Here is a 22,920-nt window from a genome sequence, read left to right as displayed (position 1 = left end):
CGCCCTCCTTCCGCCAACGGCCACTCAAACAAAAAGTACAACATCATGAGCACAGCCAATACCGCTGACAGCATCACCCTTGCCGAGCACGATCGAACCCACAGCACCGTTACCTGGCGCCTGATGCCATTGCTGTTGATCTGTTACCTGTTCGCCCATCTGGACCGGATCAACATCGGCTTCGCCAAGATGCAGATGAGTACCGACCTGCACTTCAGCGACACCGTCTACGGCTTCGGAGCCGGACTGTTCTTCATTGCCTACGCGCTGTTCGGGGTACCGAGCAACATGGCCCTTGACCGGGTCGGACCACGGCGTTGGATCGCCAGCCTGATGGTGGTCTGGGGCGTACTTTCTGCCAGCATGTTGTGGGTCGAAAGCTCCAGCGGTTTCTATGTCCTGCGCTTTCTGCTGGGCGTAGCCGAAGCCGGCTTCTTTCCCGGGATCCTGGTGTTCCTCAATCGCTGGTACCCGGCCCGGCGCCGGGCTCAAGTCACCGCGCTGTTTGCCATTGCCGTGCCGATGGCCGGAGTCATCGGCGGACCGCTGTCCGGGGCGATTCTGGAAAACCTCCATGACTTCGGTGGACTGCGCGGCTGGCAGTGGATGTTCCTGATCGAAGGGGCGCCGGTGGTCTTGCTGGGCCTGGTGGTGCTCAAGTGTTTGCCGGATAACTTCGAAGTCGTGAAGTGGCTGAACCCGGCGCAGAAACAGCAACTGCGCGCGCAACTGAGCAGCGAAGAACAGCGTAAATCCATCACCTCCTTCGGTGGGATTGTGCGCGACCCGCAGGTCTGGCTGCTGGTGGCGATCTATTTTGCGGTGATGCTGGCGGTCAACACCCTGGCCTTCTGGATGCCAACACTGATCCACGGCGCGGGAATTGGCAGCGACGGCAAGGTAGGCCTGCTCAGTGCAGTGCCCTATCTGGCCGGTTGTTTCTTCATGATCGGCTGCGGACGCTCGTCGGACCGTAACCGCGAACGCCGCTGGCACCTGTGTGTGCCGCTACTGATGGCCGCCGCCGGTATCGCAGTGGCGGGCCTGGCGCCGGGCAACCCGCTGTTGGTGATGGGCGGCTTGACCGTCGCAGGCATGGGTGCCAGCGCCGCGTTGCCGATGTTCTGGCAACTGCCTCCGGCCTTTCTCTCCAACTGCACACAAGCCGCCGGCATTGCCCTGATCAGCTCGTTCGGCAGCATCGCCTCGTTCCTCGCGCCTTACCTGATCGGCTGGATGCGCGACACCACTCAGAGCGCCAGCCTGGCCCTGTATGTCCTGGCGCTGTTAATCGCTCTCGGCGGCTTCCTGGTGCTGCGCACCAATGCGGCCATCGTCAATCCACAATAAGAGATCTTCGTCATGCTCGATCAACAGCAAATCCTTCACGCCGCCGCACAACTGGATCGGGCTGAACGCTCCAGGGAGCAGGTCCGGCAATTTTCCCTCGATCACCCGGCTATCACCATCGAAGACGCGTATGCCATCCAGCGCGCCTGGGTCGCCCAGAAAATCAAGGACGGGCGCAAACTGGTCGGGCACAAGATCGGTCTGACCTCGCGGGCCATGCAAGTGTCCTCGAACATCACCGAGCCGGACTTTGGTGCCTTGCTCGATGACATGTTCTTCGACGAGGGCACGGACATTCCGTTCGAGCGCTTCATCGTGCCGCGGGTGGAAGTGGAGCTGGCGTTCATCCTTGGCAAGCCGCTCAAAGGTCCGAACTGCACGATCTTCGACGTGCTCGACGCCACTGAATGGGTGATCCCGGCGCTGGAAATCATCGATGCGCGAATTCAGCAAATCGACCCGCAGACCAAGGCGACACGCAAGGTGTTCGACACCATTTCCGACAACGCCGCCAACGCTGGCGTGGTCATGGGCGGTCGTGCCGTGCGGCCGACCGAGATCGACCTGCGCAAGGTGCCTGCGGTGCTCTACCGCAACGGCGTGATCGAGGAGTCCGGGGTGTCGGCCGCCGTGCTCAATCATCCGGCCAAAGGCGTGGCCTGGCTGGCGAACAAACTGGCCGCCTACGACGTCACCCTGGAAGCGGGCCAAATCATTCTCGGCGGCTCCTTCACCCGCCCGGTGGTGGCCAACCCCGGTGATACCTTCCATGTCGATTACGACATGCTGGGTTCCATCTCCTGCCGCTTTGTTTGATCCCTGGAGGACTGTTCCATGGACATGCCCATCAACCGTTTCAAGCAACGCCTCAAAAGCGGCGAAGCTCAGATAGGCCTCTGGCTCGGTCTGGCCGACGCCTACTGTGCCGAGCTGGCAGCCAATGCCGGTTTCGATTGGCTGCTGATCGACGGCGAACATGCACCCAATGATCTTCGCGGGTTGCTCGGCCAGCTTCAGGCAGTGGCGCCCTACCCCAGTCATCCGGTGATACGCCCGGTGATCGGCGATATCGCGCTGATCAAGCAGGTGTTGGATATCGGCGCCCAGACCCTGCTGGTGCCGATGGTCGAAAGTGCCGAACAGGCACGGGAACTGGTGCGTGCGATTCACTATCCGCCCCAGGGCATACGCGGTGTCGGCAGTGCGCTGGCCCGTGCGTCACGCTGGAACAGCATTCCCGGTTACCTCGACAAAGCGGATGAACAAATGTGCCTGCTGGTACAGATCGAAAACCACGAAGGCCTGGCCAACCTGGATGCCATTACGGCGGTCGAGGGCGTGGACGGGGTGTTTATCGGCCCGGCGGATTTGAGCGCGTCCATGGGCCATCGCGGCAATCCGGGGCATCCCGAGGTGCAGGCGGCCATCGAGGACGCCATCGTGCGGATTCAGAAGGCCGGCAAGGCCGCAGGCATTCTCAGCGCCGACGAGACACTCGCCCGGCGCTATATCGAGTTGGGCGCGGCATTCGTTGCCGTGGGTGTCGACACCACCGTGCTGATGCGTGGCCTGCAAACCCTCGCCGGCAAATTCAAAGATGCTCCGGTGCCCACCAGCTCCGGCGGCGTGTACTGATTTTTCGAGAAGCCCGATGAAACTTAACGATTTGAAACTGCTGCGCGAGCAGGCTTACATCAATGGCCAATGGGTCGACGCCGATGACGGTTCACGCTTCGCGGTGACCAACCCGGCGGATGGCGAAGTCATCGCCCAAATCAGCTCCCTCGGCCAAGCCGAAACCGCCCGCGCCATCGCCGCGGCCCAGGCTGCCCTGCCCGCCTGGCGCGGCAAAACCGCCAAGGATCGCAGCAAGGTATTGCGCACATGGTTCGAGCTGATCATGGCCCATCAGGAAGATTTGGCTCGCCTGCTCAGTTGGGAACAAGGCAAACCGCTGGCCGAGAGTCGTGGCGAAATTGCCTATGGCGCGAGCTTTATCGAGTGGTTCGCCGAAGAGGCCAAGCGGGTCTACGGCGATGTGATTCCTCATGACAAGCAAGGTCGGCGGCTGGTGGTGATCAAGCAAGCCATCGGGGTGGTGGCGGCCATCACACCGTGGAATTTTCCCAATGCAATGATCACCCGCAAGGTCGGTCCAGCGCTGGCCGCCGGTTGCACCGTGGTGCTTAAACCGGCTTCAGAAACCCCATTGTCGGCTTTGGCCCTGGCTGAACTCGGCGAACGCGCCGGCATTCCGGCGGGCGTGCTGAACGTCGTCACCGGCACCCGCTCTCGAGAAATCGGTGCGGAGCTGACGGGTAACCCGGCAGTGCAAAAACTCTCGTTCACCGGCTCCACCGGCATCGGCAAATTGCTGATGGCCCAGTGTGCGCAAACCATCAAGAAAGTCAGCCTGGAACTGGGCGGTAACGCGCCCTTTATCGTCTTCGAAGACGCCGACCTGGATGCCGCCGTGGAAGGTGCGATCGGCTCGAAATTCCGCAACAGCGGCCAGACCTGTGTCTGTACCAACCGCTTGCTGGTACAAAACAGTGTCTATGACGAGTTCGCCCGCCGCCTGGTGCTGGCAGTCGACGCCCTGAAGGTCGCCCGGGCCGAGACCGAAGGCGCGCAACAAGGGCCGTTGATCAACGCCAAGGCGGTGGCCAAGGTCGAGGAACACATCAACGACGCACTCGCCCAGGGCGCGAGGCTGCTGGCCGGCGGCAAACCCCACGCACTGGGCGGCAACTTCTTCGAACCCACGGTGCTCGGCGACGTCACCCCGGCCATGCTGGTGGCCCGGGATGAGACCTTCGGCCCGCTGGCACCGCTGTTCCGTTTCGACACCGAAGCCGAGGCCGTCGCCATGGCGAACGATACCGAGTTCGGTTTGGCGTCCTATGTCTACACCCGCGACCTGGGCCGGGCCTGGCGCGTCAGCGAGGCGCTGGAGTACGGCATGGTCGGAGTCAACGAAGGACTGATCTCCACCGAAGTGGCGCCGTTCGGCGGGATAAAGCAGTCAGGGTTGGGCCGCGAAGGTTCCAAGTATGGGATCGATGATTACATCGAGCAGAAGTACATGTGTCTGAGTATCAAATAATCTCTGTACAACGCGTCATTCGATTTCGCGAGCAAGCTCGCTCGCGAAATCGCTCCGATATTGTCAGCGCTTGATGGTCTTCAACTCGTTGAGCAGCCCGAGCAACGTCTGCAACTTCTCCTCTCCCAACTGTGCCTGCAACCGTTGGTAGTTCTCTTCCATGCACTGGCTCATGGACTCAAAGCACGCCTCGCCCTTTTCGGCCAGGGTCACCAGCACCCGTCGCTGGTCCTGCTCGGCCTTGCGCCGATGGACCATGCCGGCCGCCTCCATGCGCACCAGCACACCGGTCATGCTCGGTTTGAGGATGCACGCCAGTTCCGCCAGCCGGTAGATTTCCAGCTCGCCGTGCTGACTGAGAATGCGGATAACCCGCCACTGTTGTTCAGTCAACCCGTGCTGGTTGAGCGAGGGACGAAAAAAACTCATGGCTGCTTCACGTGCTTGCAGCAGGGTCAAGGTCAGGGATTGCCGGGGTTTGAGCATCGGAGTCAGGATCACGGTTGATTTAGTTAATAATTTAACGAAACTCTATCATCCTGTCCTCCCGAACGCGCCATAACTTCTTATCGCAAAGGCCTTCTGGCGCGCTGAATCAAAAATCCCGGCATAGAGAATCAAGACATCCACCGAGCCAAGGCTCTTAATAGGAGTCATCCGGTACAGAGCTAATCAAAGGCCCTGCGTTGAGTTTTTCTTCACTTTTTCAGGCTGCGCCATGATCAATATCGAAACGCCCACCTATTACACGGCCACCAAAAAATACAATCTCAGCTTCCCGACCCTGGAACAGGATGTGGAAGCCGACGTTGTGGTCATTGGCGGTGGTTTCTCCGGCATCAATACCGCGCTTGAGCTCGCCGAAAAAGGCATCACCAACATCGTTGTGCTGGAGGCGCGTTACCTGGGTTTCGGTGGCACCGGGCGCAATGGAGGGCAGATCATGGCCGGCATCGGTCACGACCTGGAGAAGATCAAGAAGGACGTGGGCGAGGACGGTCTGCGCCAGGTCTTCGAGATCAGCGACCTGGGCGCGGACATCATCAAGGACCGCATCGCCAAGTACAACATCGATGCCGACTTCTGCCACGGCTACGGCTACATGGGCTTCAACGCTCGCCAGGAAAAGACCCTGCGCGCCTGGGAAAAAGACTTCAAATCGATCAACAGCAAACACGAGATTCGCTTTCTCGGTGGTTCGGACGTCAAGCAAATCATCGGCTCCGATGCCTACAGCAGCGCATTGCTGCACATGGGCGGCGGTCACGTCCATTCGTTGAACCTGCTACTCGGTGAAGCCAAGGCACTGGTTGGGCACGGCGTGCGGATTTTCGAGAACAGTCCAGCGCTGGAAGTCAGCTATGGCGAGCGCATCACCGTGCGCACCGGCCGTGGTTCAGTAAAGGCCAGCAAGCTTCTGTGGGCCTGCGACAGTTTCCTCAACAAGCTGGAACCGGAACTACACCGATCGACCATCAACACCTACGCCTTCCAGATGATGACCGAGCCACTGTCGGACGAGTTGATCAACCGCATCAGCCCGATTCGCGGCGCCTACAGCGACATTCGTCCGGTGATCGACTACTACCGCGTCACCAACGAAAACCGTCTGTTGTTCGGTGCGGCCACACCGCTGGTCGAGCACATTCCCCTGGACCTGAAAGCCTGGAACCGCAACCTGATGCTGAAAATTTTCCCGTACCTCAAGGACGTGAAAATCGATCTGGCCTGGGGCGGTCCGATGGCCTGCAGCCCGAATCTGTTCCCGCAGATCGGCACCCTGCCCGGTCGCAGCAACGCCTTCTTCGTTCAGGGCTATTCGGGCTTCGGCGTCACCCCCAGCCACATCATCTGCAAGGTGCTGGCCGAAGGCATGAGTGAAGGCTCGGCGCGCTATGACCTGGTCAGCTCGATCCACCGCCCTACCATCCTTGGCAAAGATGCGTTTCGCCCACTGTTGCTGACCGCCGGCAAGTCCTGGCACCAGCTGTCAGGTTATTGGAACGGGCGTCGGTAACTGCCAAGGCGCTCTTCCCTTTTCTGTTTTTTTACTCATCAGGAGCAACTGCCATGACCCTTACCACCCTCAAGAAAGACATCCAGCTGTCCGAACTGGACGCCTGGGGCTCCGTTGCCGACCTCGGCTCGGAAATCCTCGAAGGCGAAGTCAAAGCCTTCGGCAAAATGACTTTCGGCGCACCGACCGACCCGGTCAGCAGTGCCTATTTTGGCACCACCCAGGGCAAGTTCCGCATGGTCTATCCGTTCGCCGAACAAGCTACGGTGGTTACCGGCGAAGTGGTCCTGACCAACGAATCCACCGGCCAGAGTGCTCGCTACAAGGCCGGCGACAGCTGGTTCGTGACCAAAGGCACTCCCGTGCTGTGGGAAGTGGTCAGCGAAAGCTTCGTCAAACACTACTTCGCTGTCGCTTGACCGATTCGGGTTGCCGGCGAACAGCCGGTAGCCCCTTGGCGAGGTACCGAACATGAATGCCCTCCCCACCCAGGAAATCGCCGGCCATTGCCTGCAAGCTTTCACTCAACTTGTACCTGCCAGTCAGGCGGCGTTCTACTGTGTCGACCGGCAACTGCAAGCCCGTGACTTCCGGCTGCATTGCATGAGCGATGAGATGCATCGCGACTATCTGGACAACTACCGTCGGTTCGACCCTTTGCAACCGCGAAATTGCCTGTCCAGCGGGCGAGCCGTGGTGCCTCTGGGTTTTGCCATGGCCCGACAGCCGACACGGGACAGTCGGCGCTATCGGGACTTTCTGCAGCGCTATGGCATTGTCGATGTGGTGGAAATCCTCGCCCATCGCGCCGGCCAGCCTCAGGCCGCGATCTCGATGTTACGCACCGCCGAACAAGGCGCCTTCACCACCGACCAACTGGCCCAGCTCAATGCCTTGCAGTCCCTGCTGCAACTCGCCGTCGCGAACATACAGCCCTGCGAAGATCCGCTGACCGGCCTGACGCCCAAGGAGCGGCAGATCGCGTTGTTACTGCGCCAGGGCGCCAGCAACAAGCAACTGGCCCTGGAACTGAAAGTCGGTCTGCCGACCATCAAGACCCACCTGATCAACCTGTTTCGCAAGACCGGCGTCAGTAGCCGCACCGAGCTGGTCGGAACCCTGTTTCTCCAGCTCTGATTTTTTAGCCCGGCTCAACCATCCGGTTGATAGGCGAGCTTGTTTGCGAACCGCATGCTCCAGATTGTTATTTCACTCAACTGGAGCATTGCAATGACAACATCATCCGACTGGATCACCGTTGGCGCCCTGGCCGACGGCTTCGCCCCTGAAGCCTTCATCCTGCCGAACCTGGCCGACCTGAACGGCAAGGCCTTCACGCTGAACTTCGCCAATGGCTGGCAGATCGAACATCGTTTCGACACCGAAGCCCTATCCTGGACCGCTGCCGATGGGCACTCCACGGGCACTGCAAACTATCGAGCCACCTCAGTGCGTCCAGGTCTGTATCTGGTGGACTTCATCAAGCACGAAGGTGGTCAAGCCTGGTCGATCAGCCTGGTGCTCGACACCGTTAGCGCTGCATTCACCGCCGTGATCGGCCGCATGCCGACCCAGGATCAAACCCGTGAAGGCCTCTACAGCCGTGCGCTGGCGGGCAAGCACCTGACCTCGGTCGAAGTCGAGTTTTTGCATGGCAGCCTTGATCGTCCGTGGCAGGAAGGCCAATGCCCTCACGCACCGACCAGCGAACTGAGCGGCCTGCGCAACCTGTATCGCTACAGCCCAAGTGAAGTCTACGAACACATCTACCTCAACGATCAGTTCTATTCCTGGCAGTGCCTCAAGGGCGTCGAGCAAGGCCTGTGCGACACCGACCGTTGTCACTACTACAAGATCGCCGATCAGCTGTACCTGTTCGTCTGGCGCGAGAAGATCATCCCGACCCTCGGCTTGGTGCTGATCGACCTGCAACAGCACCGCAGCGACGGCAAGATCTTCGGTTATGCCGGGTCGTCCTTCGATGAACTGTCGAACTTTCCGGTCAGCTCTTACTGCCAGGTTCTCAACCGGACGGAGTATCCCAATGCCTGAGCCACGTATCGTTGCAATCACCGGTGCCGGGACGGGCATCGGTGCTGCCTGTGCCCGGCTGTATGCAGCCGAAGGCGCCAGTCTGGTGTTGATCGGCCGCCGCCGCGAGCCCCTGGAGCAAATTGCCCGGGAAACCGGCGGGCTGGTTTTGGTCGGCGATGCCGCCTGCCCGGACACCTGGGCAGGATTCGTGGCGCAGATTCGTCAGCGCTACGGGCGCCTTGATGTACTGCTGGCCTGTGCCGGCGGCCTTGGCCTGGGCAGCGCCACCGACACCAGCCCGCAGACCTGGGAAGCGGCGTTGCGCAGCAACCTGGACAGCGCCTTCTACAGTGCCCGGGCCTGCCTGCCTCTGCTGCTGGAAAGTACCGGCAACATCGTGCTGATCGGGTCCATTGCCTCACTGGCGGCGGGCCCCGAAGTCTGCGGCTACACCACCGCCAAGCACGCGCTGCTCGGCCTCAACCGCTCGCTGGCCAGGGATTACGGCCCGCGCGGTGTACGAGTGAACGCCGTCTGCCCGGGCTGGGTGCGCACGCCCATGGCCGATCAGGAGATGCAGCCGCTGATGGACTTTTATGACGAAACGCTGCAGCAAGCCTATGACCGGGTCTGCGCCGACGTGCCGTTGCGACGACCGGCCAGCGCCGAGGAAATTGCCAGGGTTTGCCGCTTCCTGGCCTCTAGCGAGGCGTCGATTATCACGGGCGCAACCGTGGTGGCCGACGGCGGCTCGAGCATCGTCGATGTGCCGACCCTGGCCTACACCCACATGGAGCCGTCTCATGCCTGATGACCTGGATTTCAGCGGTAAAACCGTACTGGTGACCGGCGGCGCCCAAGGCATTGGCCGGGCGATCGTCGAAGCCTTCGCCTGGCGCGGTGCGCGAGTGGTAATCGCCGACCTGCAACTGTCACAGGCTCAGGCACTGGCCAGCGAATTGTCCGGGCAGACGTGTCAGGTCGAAGCTGTGGGCGTCGATCTGGCCGATGCCACGGCAGTGTTCGACATGGTCCGGGCACTGGAGCAACGCTGGGGTCGGCTCGATATTCTGGTGCACAACGCCGGGTATTTTCCGCTGACACCGTTTGCCGACATCACGCCATCCATTCTCGAGCGCACCCTGGCGGTCAATCTCTCGGCATTGTTCTGGCTGACCCAGGCGGCCTTGCCGATGTTTCACCGTCAGGGCGGTGGTTGTGTGCTGGTCACTTCGTCAGTTACCGGCCCAAAAGTGGCTTATCCGGGCCTGAGCCATTACGCGGCATCAAAAGCCGGGGTCAACGGTTTCATCCGCAACGCGGCACTGGAACTGGCCGGACACAACGTGCGGGTCAATGGCGTCGAGCCGGGCATGATCGCGACGCCAGCCATGGGCAATCTGGGGGACGACCAACTGAACGAAAATATCGCCAGTCGAGTGCCCCTGGGACGGCTTGGCAAGGCGGCGGATATTGCCGGAGCCATGCTGTTTCTAGCATCGGATCTGGCAACTTACATCACCGGACAGACGCTGGTGGTCGATGGCGGCTCGACCTTGCCAGAGGTTTGATATAGCGTTTTTTCATGCTGAAAGGGGGCTTTGAAAAGCCCCCTTTTTCATCCAGAGAGTCAAGCCGCCCCCACCGCCTGTTGCAAATGACTGGAACGAAAATCCTTGGGTGACAACTCGAACTGCTTCTTGAACGAGCGGCTGAAATGCGCCGAGTCGGTGAAGCCCCACTTGTAAGCGATGGAGGTGATCGATTCGCTACGCAAGAACGGATTGGTCAGGTCATCGGCGCTGCGCTTGAGCCGCGCCCGTTGAATGTAGCGACAGACGCTATCGTCCTGCTCTTCAAACAACCGATACAAATGCCGCACTGAAATGTTCAATCGATTGGCCAGCCCGACGGGACTCAAGCCCGGCTGGGTCAGGGACTCGTCGATGACTTTCTGCACATAACTGCGCAGGTTGTTGCCCTGCAACGAAGTAACGTCATCCCCCGACACCTGATCCTGATCGAATGCCGAACCCAGCAACGATACAAAAGCCGATTGCAACGCCTCACCCTCACCGACTGCGCCCTCGCCCACCCACGCGTCCTTGCACAGCTGATCCACCAGCACATGCAGCATCCGCCCACAGGCCTTGCTCGAGGAAATCTTGCCGAACGTCCGGGACTGGCTGCCAAGCTGTTTGCACACTTCGTTGCGGGACAAGGAGACCGAGACATGCTCGATCAGCCCGAATGGGCTTATTTCAATGGAACCTGCCGAGTCCATCAGCAGCAGGTCCCCGGGAGCCAACTGGATGCTCTGTCCGTACTGGGTGATCTGGCAGTAACCGCTGCGCTGGCTGACCAGGAAACAATCCTGTTCGTTGTCGTGATCGGCGTTGGGCTTGTCGCGCTTGATAAGCCCTGCGTTGGTACGCAAGTTCGCCAAGGACAGACCGCCCCGGGAACACTCGGAAACCTCACCAATGAACAGCGAACGGTTGTAGGCCAATTCTGTGTCGAAATGACCACAGGCTGCTCGCAGATCCCGGGTCCAGGTTTCCAACCCGTCTTGCACAGACTGATGGATGCTCATGGGGCTCTCCACAATGGCTTTTTGTTTTTGTTGCGCAATAGTTAACATGTTATCTATATGCGCGCAACAAGTACGTGTCTGCCAAAGTGAGTAGCACTAATGATGCCAAAATCGCGAATCAGAACGTGCGCAACAGGCGCTGCAATCCAGTCAACGTGTCAAGCAGCCAAGTACGTTGATCACGGCTCAAAGCGATGTAGCGACGAAAGGCCGGCATCCGGTTGACCACCTCGCTGCCACCCATATGCTCCAGCCGTACGCACCACTGATGCCCTTGCAGATCGATGCGCAAGCGTTTGAAGTCCAACGGCATCAAGGCCTGGTGCAGCGCACTGTCCTCCTGCAACCTGGCCTGCAACCTGGCTAATAGCGCGGCGTCTCCAGCACGCTGCCGACAGCGGATCCCGGTCCGTCGAACAGCCCCGCTATGGTGCAGTTCGAAGCTCGCCGTGCCCTCAGTCGAGGCAGGCACCCGGATCACGAACTCGGTCATGACCAGGTGCATCAACAGCTGCGACTCGGTGCGCTCGACGATCTCCAATTGCAGGCTGCCATCGTCCAGCGAAGCCCGGGCCGCTGTCGGCTCTGTCTGCTCGAAACTGGCCAGACCGAGGTTGCGCCGCAGGTGCTCGAGCGTCACCCCAGGTCGATAACCGGCTGGGGCGCGTCTGGCGCTGAACAGCTCAGACAGTTTTTGCAGCATGGTCGATATACCCGTTGTGAGGGTGCCCCGGTTCATTGGAGAACTCCTTGGCCAGCACTTCTTCCACCGAAGCAGGCTTGAATGGATTGACCTTCTGCACGACTAACGTCCAGAACAGCGCGTACACCGCGGTGCCACCAAGCATCACCGCGAACGGGACATAGATATCCGCGGGGTTCATGCCGGGCGGCGTGATAAACCACATGCCCAGCAGGATGCCGACGCTGGAAAGGATCTGTGGCAACGGGAAGAAGGGCGAGCGATAGGCCCGTGGCAGATCGGGACGACGGATGCGCAGCATTACCACCGACAGCGTCACCAGCAGATAGGCAAAACTCCAGGCACAAACGGCGGCCAACACCAGATGCATGATGTTGTCAGTGTTACCGCCCAGATACAGCGCATGCAGGCAAGGAATCAGCATCGCCACCAGAATGCACAGCAGCGGCGTCTTGAAGCGTGGGTGCAAGTAGGTGAAGACCTTGGGCAATGCGCCGTCGACTGCCATGCCGTAAAGAATCCTCGGCACACCCGCCATCAGCGTATTGATGGTCGCCGCCCCGGCAAACAGAAAGCCGATCCCCAGCCACATCGGACCGATATTGCCCATCACCTGCTCGGCGAACTTTGGAATGGCCATCGGTGTATCGAGCAGATGCACGCCACCGGCGGCATCAAGCAACACGTTCTCCACTTGACGCTTCATTGCCGCGCCATAGATGAACATGCACGACGCAACGCTCAACAACCCCAGAATCATCGCCTTGGGCATGACCTTGGCCGATTGGCGCAAGTCCGGCGCCAGAGGGGTGACGAACTCACAACCGACGAACATGAACATGGCCATGCCCACCAGCGACAGGATGGTGATCAGGTCAGTACCCACAAGGGATACACCGAACCAGCCATCCAGTTGCACCGCTGGCGCCGCGATCAACCCCATCACGCCAAACACCATCAACGTGGTCCACATGCCGAAGGTCAGAATGATCTCTGCCCTGCCGAAGGCGCTGACGCCGAAGGCATTGAGAATCCCGAACACCACGACGAACCCAACCCCAAGCAACCAGGAACCACCGGCAGATTCTGCCAAGGTATTGAGGTGCTCGAAGTTCACCAGGGCCATGACCCCGGAAAGAATGGTCTCGGCAGTGCCTGCGAACACATGCACGATCAGGTAGGCCGACAACGTGCCAGTGATAGCAAAGAAGCGGCCCATGCCGCAATTGATGTAGTCGTAGACCGAACCGGTAGTCGGCAGGATCGATGCCGCTTCAGCGAAGGTGGTCGCCTGGGCCAACATCATCACCACGGCAATCAGCATGGCCACCGCGAAGGCGCTGCCGCCGATGCCAAAGCCCATGGTCGCGGTGAGAATCACCGGGCTGGCCATGATCAGACCAATGGTACTGGCGAGCGCAGTGGGAAAACCGACCGTGCCCCGGTTCAAATGCTCGGTGAGTCTGTCATTGATCGACATAGTGCAGATCCTCGAAAGCGGATTTTTATAGTGGATGTATCGAGCCGTTCAAGGAGCTGGCGATAAAGCCCTCCCCAGCCAGTCCCTGAGCGAAACGGCGCCGTGTGCAGAGTGACTGTGCTCCTCTGCCACCCAGATCGTCTTGCCCATGTCTGCCGCCGGTCTTGTTGCTCCCTGCCATGCTTCACCGCGTGGCTGACAGGATCAAATGCCTGGCACGCAGGTGAAAGACTTCCCCCATCTCCAGTCGCCCTAATGCGCACTCGACCTATCGAACTGTCCAACAAAAGCTGGGGAAAACAACAATGGAGCAAACACTGAAAGCACGAGCGCTGCCCAAGGCCGTTGGTTTGGGGATCGCGCTCTTGATCGCCGACTCGTCGGCCCAGGCGTACGAGCTGTATGCCGATAACGACACCAAGGTCACGGGCAACTTCCTCGCGGTCTATGGGATGTTCAACAGTCGCAAGAACTATGACGGCACCACAGGCGGGTCTAGCTGGCGCGAAGGATTTATCAAGTATGGCTTGAGTGTCGAGCAAACGCTCGGCGGCCTGGGCAGCGCCTACGGCACGGCCAATCTGGTCAGTTCCGGCACCTGGGGCGATGGCGATGCCGCGGGCATCACCGACGGTACCGAACGAACCACAAAGTTTGATGAAGCCTTCGCCGGCTGGCGTTCCGGCGACCTGTTCCCGGTACTTGGCAAGGATGGCGTGGATGTGTCGTTTGGGCGCCAGGTCATTACTCTCGGTGACGGTTTCATCATCAACGACGACGGCCTGAACCTGGGTAAAGGTGTGGCGGATGGTGAGTTCAACCGAGGTGGTGCCTATTATCTCGCGGCGCGCCACGCATTCGACGAAACGGCCGTCCTGCGCCTGGGCGGCAAGGAAGGCGTGCACGGCAGCCTGATGTGGATCAAGTCGGACAACCGCGCCCAGGCCAAGACCGAGATGGCCGCCAGCACCCTGGAATACACCGCCGCGCCAGGTACCCTCGGGCTGACGTATATTCACGGCATTGACGTCGATGATCGTTATGCCAGCGACTTCCAGAAGCAACGTGAAGGCATGAACATCTATAGCCTGCGGGGCGCTGGCAATGCCGGAATAGAGAACGCTCACTTTTCCTTCGAATATGCCTGGCAGGACAAGGACGCCGGCCCGGAAAAAGCCTGGTACACCGAAGCCGGCTACACCTTTGCCGACCTGCCATGGTCGCCGGACCTGACGTACCGTTACAGCCGCTATTCCAAAGATTGGGATTCGATGTTCAACGGTGTCAACCGTGGCTACGGCACCTGGTTCCAGGGCGAAGTGGCCGGTAATTATTCGGGCCCGTTCAACAGCAACACCGCGATCCAGCATGTGGCGCTCAAAGTCAAACCACTGGAGCCAGTGACCGTTGGCGTGCTGTTTTTCGACTACAAGACCCTGCACAAGAACAATGCGCTGGACCTCGATGGTCGTGAACTGGACCTGTATGCCGAATGGGCGGTGAACGAGCACCTGATCGTCACCCCGTTGGTGGGCCTGTATAAGCCGGAAAAGGATGAAAGCAACGGCGGTAATCAGGTTGGTGGCAACGGCACCAATGTCTACAGCCAACTGACCGTGGCCGTGCCTTTCTAATCCATGTCAGGAGCTGCCTGGCGCAGCTCCTGACGCGGTTTACTGTTTGTGCTGATGCAACATCGTCTGAATCTGATGAGTCGCCTGGCGGGTATTTTCCGCCAGTTTGCGCACTTCATCGGCCACCACTGAAAACCCGCGCCCGACCTCCCCCGCCCTGGCCGCTTCGATGGCGGCGTTCAAGGCCAGCAAGTTGGTCTGGTCGGCGATGCCTTTAATGACTCCTACCACCGTCGCGATCTGGCCGTAGGTCGCCTGATTCTGCTCGAGCATTCGTTGATGGGTGGCCTCGGCTGAACGCTCATCGCTAATGTCGCGCACCGCGCCGATCACTCGGGTCAAGCGGCCCTGCTCGTCACGGGCTGCGCGACCACGCTCGCGACACCAGATGTAACCTCGGGTCTTGTGGCGCATCCGGTATTCAAAGACGTATTCACCACTGCCGTGGGTTGCGAGGATTTCCCGATCGAAGATCGCCATGATCTTCGGCAGATCGTCAGCATGGGTGATGTTGACTTGAGCATCCCAACCGTCGGGCAGCTCGTGCGGGGCATACCCCATGAGGAGGCGGAACTGACTGGAAAACCGCATGCAACTGGCTGGATCCTGCACATCACCGTTGACCACGGTGATGTCCCAGCAACCCTCGGTCAGCGTCGACTGCAACAGCTCCCAGATCTGTTCCTCCTGCCGGTGCTGGTGGGACAACTGCACGTGCAGGCTTAACTCGGCCTCCAGCGCCTGCTCGCGGAGCCGGGTCTGTTCCAGCTGTTGGCGAAGCGTTTCAAGCGCCTGCTCGCTGCGCTCCAATTGGCAGGCCTGGCCCTTGGACAGCTCCTCGGCGACCCGCAGACGTTGCACGATTTGGTTTTTTTCTTGTGTAAACCGTTCCAGTTGCAAGGCCTCGGTGAGCGCCTGCTGCTGTTTATGTTTCTTGAAGAACATCAGCCTGTCCTTTGTTCATCGAGTCGAGACACTGGATCTGATAGCAAACGGGAGATGATTGCTTGTACGTGGCTGCTGAGGCGTTTGCTCCTGTCTGCCACACACAAAAGGCCTTCCTGTAGCAGCCATCGTGCATCTGTAGGATAGCGATACTCTCTCAACCCGCCGATACTCGTCCTCAGGCCCTGCCCACGTCCAAACGACGTTTCGGTCCTTAATGACTTCGTGACGAAAACAATAAAAATGTCGCACAGAGGTACATACGAATGAGCCGTCATGATCATGGTCACGCCAGCCTCCTAGAGGCGTTCAGTGCAATGACACTGGAGCTTCAGCGCCTGGCACAGGACAAAGACATCGAGCATTTCCACCACGCCGCGCTGGGCTGCATCAACCAGTTGTTACCCTTCGACAGTGCCTGGTGGGGGCGTGCGGCGCTGATTGAAGGGTTGCCTGAAGAACACAACTCCTATCTCTACAAATTGCCCCGCAGCTACCTGTCGGACTGGCAATCGATTCGCCACATCGACGTGACCGTCGGCAGGGTCCACGACATCCCCGGGCAAGCGGTCATCGTCGACATGCGCGACCCTTCCAACGGTTCCGGACTCAACTGGCTCGGCGAATCCTATGGTATTGGCGAATTGCTGTGCATTGTGTACGTCGACCCACAAACCCACCTCAGCGATCACCTCACGGTGTATCGCGCTCCCGAAGCACCGCGCTTTTCCGATCAGGATTGTCGGTTGCTGAACAACCTCATGCTTCATCTGGTTGCTGCGGTATCGGCCAACCAGATCCGCACCCTTGTGGCCATGCGCGAAACCCTCACCCGCCCGCGCAATCTGGCGCTCGCCGTATGCGACCAGCGCGGCACACTGCACTGCGCGGAACGTGGTTTCGTCGACTTGCTGCTGACCGAGTGGACGGACTGGACCGGCCCTTGCCTGCCGGTGGCAATGGACGCTAATGGGTATGAAGGCAAGCATCTGCAGATCGAGGCCTCGACGGTCGGTGATCTGTTCTTGCTGGCAGCCCGCAGCCGCACTGTGCTGATGCAATTGAGTCCACGAGAAAACGATGTGGCTCAAGGCTTCGGCGAAGGCAAGACCTACAAGGAAGTCGCCCGCGATCTGGGCATGTCACCCAATACCGTGCGCCACCACATCCGCGCCATCTACAGCAAACTCGGGGTCAAGGACAAAGCCCGAATTGCCCATCTGCTGCACGCCCCGCCTGACTGATCTACCCCGCTGACTCGCGCTGACTTTTTAGCTGCCTTTTTGACAGCCACGGGACACTTTTGCCCTTTTTTCCCTATGCCACGTAGGGGCGATCCGTTCGCCGCACAACAACTCAAAGAAGAGACGCAATGCCCATGACCAGTACCTTCACCCGCAACACTGCACTGGCTCTTATCAGTGGTCTGTCGAGCCTGCATGCTGGCGCCGCCGACCTCAACGCCCGGGATTTTTTCGGCGCCCCTTCGGGCACCACCCTGGGCGTGCTGTATTTGCCGGCAAGCCGCGCCAATGATTTCCACGGCCCCGCCGACAGCACGGGCAAGGCCGACCTTAAGGTCAACGCCGTGGCTTATCGCCAGGTCTTTTTCACCGACATCTGCGGCACCCTCTGCACCCCACAATTCATCGTGCCCTTCGCCGACATCAGCGCCCACCTGCCAGGTGCCAGTCAGCACACCGGAGAAAGCGGTTTCGGTGACCCTCAGGTCGGCGGCACCCTGTTCTTCATCAACGACCCCACCTCGCGCACCTACAGCGGGTTGCTGACCCTGATTACCCTGCCGGTGGGCGAGTACCACAGCACAAATCCCGATGTGTCACCCGGTGCCAATCGCTGGGGGGCAACCTTCGTTTACAACTACACCCAGGGCATCGGTGAAAAATGGGTGCTGGAAGCCAACCTCGAAGCCCAGCTCTATGGCAAGAACGACGACTACTTCAGCAATGACCTCAAACAGGACCCTCTGTATCGCTTGCAAGCTTTTGCCTCTTATGACTTCACGTCGAGCACCTATGGCGCGTTGCGACTGATCCACGCCGATGGCGGCGAGTTGCGGATCAATGAACAACGCATCGATGACACCCACAAGCGCTACACCCAGGTGGGTTTCGAAGTCGGTCACTGGCTCGATAAACAGAATCAGTTGATGTTCAGCCTCTCGCAGAACGTCGCCACCGACAACGGCTATCACGGTACCGACGCATTGCTGCGTCTGGTCCATGTGTTCTGAATTCATTCATCGGAGCTTGAACATGAACACCCAGACCAAACCGCTGACCAATCACCGCTCGCTCGCATCATCCCAACTGGCATTGCTGGCAGCCATTGTGTTGTTCGCCGCCATCACCCCGACCATCCTTATGACCGCACCGGCTGTGGCGGCGCAACTGGCAACTCAATGGCAGCTGAGCCCGTCACAGATAGGCAATCTGTTCTCCACCGAACTCGGTGCCATGAGCCTGGCCACCCTGCCCGCTCTCTGGTGGCTCAAACGTATCGACTGGCGCCGCGCCGCATTGCTGGCCGGGATACTGTTCATTGCAGCCAACCTGCTCTCGATGCTTGCCCACGATTATTCGCTACTCCTGGCATTGCGCTTTTGCAGCGCCCTGGCCGGCGGTTCACTGATGATCATCTGTCTGTCCAGTGCCGCCTCGACGTCCAACCCCGATCGCGTCTATGGCTTATGGGTGATGGGGCAACTGGTGGTCGGGGCGATTGGCTTGAGCATCCTGCCACGCCTGTTCGAACACTACGGGCTGTCAGCCTGCTACTTGATCCTTGCAGGGCTGATGACGGTCTTTTTGCCAATGGCCCGTTACTTTCCCCAAGGCAGCCCGCCGACTGAGAAAACCGCCGAGCGAGTAGCCCTCGCCTCGAAGTGGAAGGCGGCACTGGGCATTCTTGCCATCCTGAGTTTTTACATCAGCCTGAGCGGCGTCTGGACCTTTATCGGTTCCATCAGCACCCACGCCGGCCTCTCTGCCGAGTCCAGCGGCGAGATTCTTGCCGTTGCTACGGTGACAGGCATTGTCGGTGCGGGTTGTGCCTCGCTGATCGGCAATCGTCTGCCACGCCTGCTGTTGTTGCTGCTGGGTTACGGGCTGATGGCAGGCTCGGTGCTGCTGTTGCTGGGCCAACCTGAAATGCTGCGCTTTGCTTTGGCTGCGCTGCTTTTCAAGTTCACCTGGACCTTCATTCTGCCGTTGATTCTGGCCTGCCTGGCCGACCTCGACCGTTCCGGAAAACTGATGAATGCCTCCAACCTTGTGATCGGTGGTGGCCTCGCCATCGGCCCGACAGTGGCTGGCCGGCTGATCGAAGCCAGCGGCGGTTTCCAATCGCTGCTTATCGGAGCGGCCTGCATCACTTTGCTGTCCCTGGTGTTGATTCTGAGCTGCCGCCCTAGCGCGTGAGTGGTCCTTTTACCCTAAAGAAAATGGAAAGAACGATGAGCCGAAAAAGTGCGTTTTTCTTCGACGAACTCAGCCTCTGGCACAGCGCCGGACTGCACGCCTTGACCTTGCCGGTGGGAGGTTGGGTGCAACCGCCTGCCGCTGCCGGCCACGCCGAATCGCCGGAAACCAAGCGCCGTCTGAAGAGCCTGCTGGACGTTTCCGGCCTGACCCGACACTTACAGGTACGAAGCGCCAATGCGGCAGCGGATGAGGATCTGCTACGGGTTCATACGCCTGACTACCTGCAACGCTTCAAGGCCATGAGTGATGCCGGCGGCGGCGAATTGGGGCCGAACGCTCCCATTGGGCCCGGCAGTTATGAAATAGCCAGGCTGTCCGCCGGACTGGCCATGGCAGCGGTCGATGCCGTACTGTCCGGCGAGGTCGACAATGCCTACTCTCTGTCACGCCCACCGGGTCACCACTGCCTGGCCGACAGCGCCATGGGTTTCTGCTTCCTGGCCAATATCGCCATCGCCATTGAAGCCGCAAAAGCACACCGTGGCCTGGGCAAAGTCGCGGTGATCGACTGGGATGTGCACCACGGCAACGGTACTCAATCAATCTTTGAGGAACGCGGTGATGTGCTGACCATTTCGCTGCATCAAGACAGCTGTTTCCCCGCCGGTTACAGCGGTGAAGCCGATCGCGGCCGCGGCGCGGGATTGGGAGCGAATATCAATATTCCGTTGCCCCCAGGCTGCGGTCATGAGGCTTATCTCTATGCGATGGAGCGTATCGTGATTCCGGCGCTGGAGCGCTTCGAGCCCGAGTTGATCATCGTTGCCTGCGGTTACGACGCCAACGCCGTCGATCCCCTCGCCCGGATGCTGTTACACAGCGACTCGTACCGGCAGATGACTCGCTGCGTGCGCGAAGCCGCCGAACGGTTGTGTCAAGGCCGTCTCGTTCTGGTGCATGAAGGCGGGTACTCCGAAGCGTATGTGCCGTTTTGCGGGTTAGCGACCATTGAGGAATTGGCTGGCATCAGGACTGAAGTCACCGACCCCATGTTGGAGTTTGTGCAGCTGCAGCAACCGAAGGAAGCGTTTGCGGCATTTCAACGGCACTTGATCGATGAGTTGGCCGTAGCACGCTGAGCCTTGGCGCTGACAATGTTGCAGCGCAGTTCAACGGCCCGAGCGTGACGCAAAAAAAAATCCGATGCCATTACCGGCATCGGATTTTTCTACCCCAAGATCAAACGGTCAGCAGTTGCTGATCAGTCGTTTCAACACGGTTTTGAACGTTTCTATCTGCGTCTCGCTGAATTCGGCAAAGACTTTCTCTTGTTGCGCCTGAGCGATCGCCCAAAGGTCTTCGGTCTGCTCGATACCGGCAGCCGTCAGACGTACACCGTTGTCATCGTCGTTCACCAACCCCTTGCGTTTGAGGTTGGCGACGGCCTCATCGATTTCCCGAACAGGCATCGCCACCTCACGCAACAGATCGTTGGGGTTCAGCCTTGCGTCACTTTCCAGCACCATCAGCATGCGCGCCTCGCTGGTGCGCAGGCCGGTGGACAGTTGCCGTGGCTGGTAGCTGGACTGGTAGGCCCGCACCGCCTGGGTCATCAGGTAATACAGATTGTGGCTGAGGCGCCCCTGAAAATGGCTGCTCGGTGGCTGGCTTTCATCGCGTTTAGTCATGCGGGTATGGGGCAAGACCATGGAATAGGCGCCCTGGTGATAGAGCAAGGGCGAGCGACCGAAATCATCGAACGCCACCACCTTGCCGATCATGATCCAGTGATCGCCGCCATCCACCTGCTGGTACTTCTCGCAGTGAAAACGCGCCGAGCAATCGGCGAACACCGGTGCCCCGCCCTCGCCCGGTTCGAACTCGATCTCGGCGAAACGATCTTCCTTGGGCCGGGCGAAATTATTGGAAAGGTCAATCTGGTCCGCCGCCAACACGTTGACCGCGAAATGGCTGGCCTGCTCGAACACCTCGTGGCTGTTGGAACGCTTGTCGATGCTCCACAGCACCAGCGGCGGATCGAGGGATACCGAGTTGAAGCTGTTGGCGGTCACCCCGACTTTGCGCCCGGATGCGCTGGCGGCAGTCACCACCGTCACCCCGGTGGCGAAATTGCCCAGCGCCCGGCGAAAGGCCCGTGGGTCGAAGGTCGTTTCAGTAGCTGCACAAACGCTGTTATCAGACATGCAAGACTCCCGGACTGCTTTCAGGAGCAGTCCTGATTGTTGTTATGGGGACGCGGTGACGATCTGGTTCAGATCATGCTCGGGTCGGGCTCCAGACCCATCAGCTCGCGGCCGAGGATCTGCGCGCAGACGTCGTAGTCGGTGTAGGCATGGGCCCCGGTCATGTGCGAGTCGCGGAACAGACGTTGCATCTCGTTGTGCTCGAACCAGGCATTGCCGCCGGCGGCCTCGAACAGACGGTCCACTGCCTGGATGCACATCTTGGTGGCGTAAGCCTGGTTGGTGCGCCAGAACGCCAGGGTTTCGCGGCTTGGGTATTCATGTCGTTCGCTGTGCTCGGCATGCTCCTGCCAGGTTTTTTCGAGAAAGGCCCGGGCCGCTGCAACCTGATGGGTCGACTCGGCCAGGCGCATCAATGCCGGGGTCGCGGCACCGACCGCCGCACCGGTGTAGGCACGCACGCGGGTTTTGGTTTTTTCACGGAACACCTCCAGCATGCGCTCGGCGACACCCAGGCTCACCGTGGAGAAACCGCTGGCAAAGTAAGGACGGTACGGCGAGTAGAAGATCTTGCTGTCCGGGTACAGACCGAAACCGGCGGACTTGCCCTCCATCATGTCCTTGGCTTTCTGGATGCGATGTTCCGGTACCAGCACATTGTCGATGATCAAAGTCTTGGTGCCACTGCCTTTCATGCCAGCGGCGAACCAGTCGTCACGGATCTGGTAGTCGCTGCGCGGCAGCACCGCGAAGCAGTAGTCCTGGGTACCCTCGGCATTCTTGCGACGGAAACCGACAATCGCCCACTCGGCGTGATCGCAGCCACTGCTCCAGCCCATTTCACCGCTGAACAGCACGCCACCGTCGGTCTCTTCGGTACGGCCGAAAGGCGCGATGCTGCTGCTGGCGGTGGCATCCGGGTCAGTGCCCCAGACTTCCTGCTGCAATTTGGCTGAGAACATGGCCAGTTGATGACTGTGAGTACACAGCAGACTCATGGCCCAAGCCGTGCTGGCACAAGAGCCTGCAAGCAAGGCAATGCAGTCGGCGAATTGCGGTAGCGATATTTCCATGCCGCCGAACTTCTTCGGCTGAAAGGCACGGTGCATGCCGATGCTTTTGAGCAGCGCAATGTTCTCGTCGGGGACCTTGCGGTTCCGCTCGGCCTCAAAGGCATTGGCAGCGATGGTTGGCAGAATGGACTTGAGGTCTTCGAGGAGCGGGTTTGGCTTTTTCATGGACGGCCCTGCTTATTATTGGATGTCCGCCCGGTGCCCCGAATCGAGGCACGGCGCCGGATACAGGGCCAGTATGGAACCCGCCATCGCGGTAGAAAATGCACCTTCCAGAGCCAAGATTGTACTTTTCAAAGGCAACGATCCAATCATTCTGCCCACACTTGAAGCCGTTC

The 22,920-nt window shown here is 59.8% G+C and carries 22 protein-coding genes; 15 read left to right on the top strand and 7 right to left on the bottom strand.

The genetic code is table 11. The features are described 5' to 3' along the window. The first annotated feature begins 45 nt into the window (after positions 1-45). The 4 genes from LOY28_RS12425 to LOY28_RS12410 are packed head-to-tail and all read left to right on the top strand — an operon-like array spanning position 46 to position 4,456. Positions 46-1,350 (top strand): MFS transporter, encoded by a 1,305-nt coding sequence (locus LOY28_RS12425; protein ID WP_018927919.1) that lies wholly within the window; start codon positions 46-48, stop codon positions 1,348-1,350. A gap of 12 nt (positions 1,351-1,362) precedes the next feature. Next, the gene (hpaH, locus tag LOY28_RS12420; RefSeq protein WP_111454934.1) at positions 1,363-2,166 is read left to right on the top strand and encodes a 2-oxo-hept-4-ene-1,7-dioate hydratase; all 804 of its coding nucleotides are present in this window, start codon (positions 1,363-1,365) and stop codon (positions 2,164-2,166) included. 18 nt (positions 2,167-2,184) lie between these two features. Next, the gene (hpaI, locus tag LOY28_RS12415; RefSeq protein ID WP_258613929.1) at positions 2,185-2,985 is read left to right on the top strand and encodes a 4-hydroxy-2-oxoheptanedioate aldolase; all 801 of its coding nucleotides are present in this window, start codon (positions 2,185-2,187) and stop codon (positions 2,983-2,985) included. Positions 2,986-3,001: 16 nt separating this feature from the next. Further along, positions 3,002-4,456: an NAD-dependent succinate-semialdehyde dehydrogenase gene (locus tag LOY28_RS12410; protein ID WP_258613928.1), complete on the top strand. Its 1,455-nt coding sequence runs from the start codon at positions 3,002-3,004 to the stop codon at positions 4,454-4,456. A gap of 63 nt (positions 4,457-4,519) precedes the next feature. Here LOY28_RS12410 and hpaR read toward each other — a convergent pair whose 3' ends face one another. Then, positions 4,520-4,942 carry a homoprotocatechuate degradation operon regulator HpaR gene (gene hpaR / locus LOY28_RS12405; protein ID WP_064621252.1) on the bottom strand — a complete coding sequence of 141 codons (423 nt, stop codon included), beginning with the start codon at positions 4,940-4,942 and terminating at the stop codon, positions 4,520-4,522. A 232-nt stretch (positions 4,943-5,174) separates the two neighbouring features. On the opposite strand from hpaR, the gene LOY28_RS12400 reads away from it, so the two are divergent. The 6 genes from LOY28_RS12400 to LOY28_RS12375 all read left to right on the top strand — a co-directional run bounded on the left by LOY28_RS12400 (position 5,175) and on the right by LOY28_RS12375 (position 10,078). Next, positions 5,175-6,473 (top strand): FAD-binding oxidoreductase, encoded by a 1,299-nt coding sequence (locus LOY28_RS12400; protein WP_018927914.1) that lies wholly within the window; start codon positions 5,175-5,177, stop codon positions 6,471-6,473. 53 nt (positions 6,474-6,526) lie between these two features. Then, entirely contained in the window at positions 6,527-6,892 is a 366-nt protein-coding gene (locus LOY28_RS12395) for a cupin domain-containing protein (protein ID WP_018927913.1), read from the top strand. Between the two features lie 52 nt (positions 6,893-6,944). Continuing rightward, positions 6,945-7,610, top strand: a complete 666-nt coding sequence (locus LOY28_RS12390; protein ID WP_018927912.1) for a LuxR C-terminal-related transcriptional regulator — start codon at positions 6,945-6,947, stop codon at positions 7,608-7,610. Between the two features lie 93 nt (positions 7,611-7,703). Next, positions 7,704-8,525 (top strand): molybdenum cofactor biosynthesis F family protein, encoded by an 822-nt coding sequence (locus LOY28_RS12385; protein WP_111454932.1) that lies wholly within the window; start codon positions 7,704-7,706, stop codon positions 8,523-8,525. After that, positions 8,518-9,318, top strand: a complete 801-nt coding sequence (locus LOY28_RS12380; RefSeq protein WP_258613924.1) for an SDR family NAD(P)-dependent oxidoreductase — start codon at positions 8,518-8,520, stop codon at positions 9,316-9,318. The genes LOY28_RS12385 and LOY28_RS12380 overlap by 8 nt, the downstream gene beginning before the upstream one ends. Beyond that, entirely contained in the window at positions 9,311-10,078 is a 768-nt protein-coding gene (locus tag LOY28_RS12375; RefSeq protein ID WP_111454930.1) for an SDR family oxidoreductase, read from the top strand. The genes LOY28_RS12380 and LOY28_RS12375 overlap by 8 nt, the downstream gene beginning before the upstream one ends. A 59-nt stretch (positions 10,079-10,137) precedes the next feature. Here LOY28_RS12375 and feaR read toward each other — a convergent pair whose 3' ends face one another. The 3 genes from feaR to LOY28_RS12360 all read right to left on the bottom strand — a co-directional run bounded on the left by feaR (position 10,138) and on the right by LOY28_RS12360 (position 13,283). Continuing rightward, positions 10,138-11,100 carry a transcriptional regulator FeaR gene (gene feaR / locus LOY28_RS12370; protein WP_018927908.1) on the bottom strand — a complete coding sequence of 321 codons (963 nt, stop codon included), beginning with the start codon at positions 11,098-11,100 and terminating at the stop codon, positions 10,138-10,140. Between the two features lie 118 nt (positions 11,101-11,218). Then, a complete protein-coding gene (locus LOY28_RS12365) occupies positions 11,219-11,803 on the bottom strand; it encodes a DUF3156 family protein (RefSeq protein ID WP_096480353.1) in 585 nt (194 codons plus the stop codon). Next, complete coding sequence (locus LOY28_RS12360; RefSeq protein ID WP_096480354.1) at positions 11,784-13,283, bottom strand: APC family permease; 1,500 nt, start codon at positions 13,281-13,283, stop codon at positions 11,784-11,786. The genes LOY28_RS12365 and LOY28_RS12360 overlap by 20 nt, the downstream gene beginning before the upstream one ends. A 305-nt stretch (positions 13,284-13,588) precedes the next feature. On the opposite strand from LOY28_RS12360, the gene LOY28_RS12355 reads away from it, so the two are divergent. Continuing rightward, the gene (locus tag LOY28_RS12355; protein WP_018927905.1) at positions 13,589-14,917 is read left to right on the top strand and encodes a hypothetical protein; all 1,329 of its coding nucleotides are present in this window, start codon (positions 13,589-13,591) and stop codon (positions 14,915-14,917) included. 39 nt (positions 14,918-14,956) lie between these two features. Here LOY28_RS12355 and LOY28_RS29925 read toward each other — a convergent pair whose 3' ends face one another. Further along, a complete protein-coding gene (locus LOY28_RS29925; protein ID WP_018927904.1) occupies positions 14,957-15,862 on the bottom strand; it encodes a methyl-accepting chemotaxis protein in 906 nt (301 codons plus the stop codon). 266 nt (positions 15,863-16,128) lie between these two features. Between LOY28_RS29925 and LOY28_RS12340 the strand changes: the two genes are divergently transcribed. The 4 genes from LOY28_RS12340 to LOY28_RS12325 all read left to right on the top strand — a co-directional run bounded on the left by LOY28_RS12340 (position 16,129) and on the right by LOY28_RS12325 (position 20,444). After that, positions 16,129-17,106, top strand: coding sequence for a helix-turn-helix transcriptional regulator (locus LOY28_RS12340; RefSeq protein WP_064617365.1), 978 nt, complete (start codon positions 16,129-16,131; stop codon positions 17,104-17,106). Between the two features lie 128 nt (positions 17,107-17,234). Further along, positions 17,235-18,116: a transporter gene (locus LOY28_RS12335; protein WP_018927902.1), complete on the top strand. Its 882-nt coding sequence runs from the start codon at positions 17,235-17,237 to the stop codon at positions 18,114-18,116. 22 nt (positions 18,117-18,138) lie between these two features. Further along, positions 18,139-19,302 carry an MFS transporter gene (locus tag LOY28_RS12330; RefSeq protein WP_096480355.1) on the top strand — a complete coding sequence of 388 codons (1,164 nt, stop codon included), beginning with the start codon at positions 18,139-18,141 and terminating at the stop codon, positions 19,300-19,302. 35 nt (positions 19,303-19,337) lie between these two features. Further along, on the top strand, positions 19,338-20,444 hold the full coding sequence (locus LOY28_RS12325) for a class II histone deacetylase (protein ID WP_018927900.1): 1,107 nt from the start codon (positions 19,338-19,340) through the stop codon (positions 20,442-20,444). Positions 20,445-20,552: 108 nt separating this feature from the next. Here the strand turns inward: LOY28_RS12325 and LOY28_RS12320 are convergent, their stop codons facing one another. Beyond that, positions 20,553-21,509, bottom strand: coding sequence for a p-hydroxyphenylacetate 3-hydroxylase reductase component (locus tag LOY28_RS12320; RefSeq protein WP_018927899.1), 957 nt, complete (start codon positions 21,507-21,509; stop codon positions 20,553-20,555). 68 nt (positions 21,510-21,577) lie between these two features. Continuing rightward, positions 21,578-22,747 (bottom strand): p-hydroxyphenylacetate 3-hydroxylase oxygenase component, encoded by a 1,170-nt coding sequence (locus LOY28_RS12315; RefSeq protein WP_028940823.1) that lies wholly within the window; start codon positions 22,745-22,747, stop codon positions 21,578-21,580. Positions 22,748-22,920: the final 173 nt, after the last annotated feature.

This window comes from Pseudomonas sp. B21-017 (assembly GCF_024749245.1).
GTDB lineage: Bacteria > Pseudomonadota > Gammaproteobacteria > Pseudomonadales > Pseudomonadaceae > Aquipseudomonas.
This window is presented reverse-complemented; position numbering and strand designations above follow the sequence as displayed.

What these genes read in the sequence shown, in the direction of transcription:
- hpaR (WP_064621252.1), bottom strand. Translation starts at nt 4,942, where the DNA reads ATGCTCAAACCCCGGCAATCCCTGACCTTGACCCTGCTGCAAGCACGT.
- LOY28_RS12385 (WP_111454932.1), top strand. Translation starts at nt 7,704, where the DNA reads ATGACAACATCATCCGACTGGATCACCGTTGGCGCCCTGGCCGACGGC.
- LOY28_RS12315 (WP_028940823.1), bottom strand. Translation starts at nt 22,747, where the DNA reads ATGAAAAAGCCAAACCCGCTCCTCGAAGACCTCAAGTCCATTCTGCCA.
- hpaI (WP_258613929.1), top strand. Translation starts at nt 2,185, where the DNA reads ATGGACATGCCCATCAACCGTTTCAAGCAACGCCTCAAAAGCGGCGAA.
- LOY28_RS12355 (WP_018927905.1), top strand. Translation starts at nt 13,589, where the DNA reads ATGGAGCAAACACTGAAAGCACGAGCGCTGCCCAAGGCCGTTGGTTTG.
- LOY28_RS12335 (WP_018927902.1), top strand. Translation starts at nt 17,235, where the DNA reads ATGCCCATGACCAGTACCTTCACCCGCAACACTGCACTGGCTCTTATC.
- LOY28_RS12330 (WP_096480355.1), top strand. Translation starts at nt 18,139, where the DNA reads ATGAACACCCAGACCAAACCGCTGACCAATCACCGCTCGCTCGCATCA.
- LOY28_RS29925 (WP_018927904.1), bottom strand. Translation starts at nt 15,862, where the DNA reads ATGTTCTTCAAGAAACATAAACAGCAGCAGGCGCTCACCGAGGCCTTG.
- LOY28_RS12360 (WP_096480354.1), bottom strand. Translation starts at nt 13,283, where the DNA reads ATGTCGATCAATGACAGACTCACCGAGCATTTGAACCGGGGCACGGTC.
- LOY28_RS12390 (WP_018927912.1), top strand. Translation starts at nt 6,945, where the DNA reads ATGAATGCCCTCCCCACCCAGGAAATCGCCGGCCATTGCCTGCAAGCT.
- LOY28_RS12400 (WP_018927914.1), top strand. Translation starts at nt 5,175, where the DNA reads ATGATCAATATCGAAACGCCCACCTATTACACGGCCACCAAAAAATAC.
- LOY28_RS12320 (WP_018927899.1), bottom strand. Translation starts at nt 21,509, where the DNA reads ATGTCTGATAACAGCGTTTGTGCAGCTACTGAAACGACCTTCGACCCA.
- LOY28_RS12425 (WP_018927919.1), top strand. Translation starts at nt 46, where the DNA reads ATGAGCACAGCCAATACCGCTGACAGCATCACCCTTGCCGAGCACGAT.
- LOY28_RS12365 (WP_096480353.1), bottom strand. Translation starts at nt 11,803, where the DNA reads ATGCTGCAAAAACTGTCTGAGCTGTTCAGCGCCAGACGCGCCCCAGCC.
- LOY28_RS12340 (WP_064617365.1), top strand. Translation starts at nt 16,129, where the DNA reads ATGAGCCGTCATGATCATGGTCACGCCAGCCTCCTAGAGGCGTTCAGT.
- LOY28_RS12410 (WP_258613928.1), top strand. Translation starts at nt 3,002, where the DNA reads ATGAAACTTAACGATTTGAAACTGCTGCGCGAGCAGGCTTACATCAAT.
- LOY28_RS12380 (WP_258613924.1), top strand. Translation starts at nt 8,518, where the DNA reads ATGCCTGAGCCACGTATCGTTGCAATCACCGGTGCCGGGACGGGCATC.
- LOY28_RS12375 (WP_111454930.1), top strand. Translation starts at nt 9,311, where the DNA reads ATGCCTGATGACCTGGATTTCAGCGGTAAAACCGTACTGGTGACCGGC.
- LOY28_RS12325 (WP_018927900.1), top strand. Translation starts at nt 19,338, where the DNA reads ATGAGCCGAAAAAGTGCGTTTTTCTTCGACGAACTCAGCCTCTGGCAC.
- hpaH (WP_111454934.1), top strand. Translation starts at nt 1,363, where the DNA reads ATGCTCGATCAACAGCAAATCCTTCACGCCGCCGCACAACTGGATCGG.
- feaR (WP_018927908.1), bottom strand. Translation starts at nt 11,100, where the DNA reads ATGAGCATCCATCAGTCTGTGCAAGACGGGTTGGAAACCTGGACCCGG.
- LOY28_RS12395 (WP_018927913.1), top strand. Translation starts at nt 6,527, where the DNA reads ATGACCCTTACCACCCTCAAGAAAGACATCCAGCTGTCCGAACTGGAC.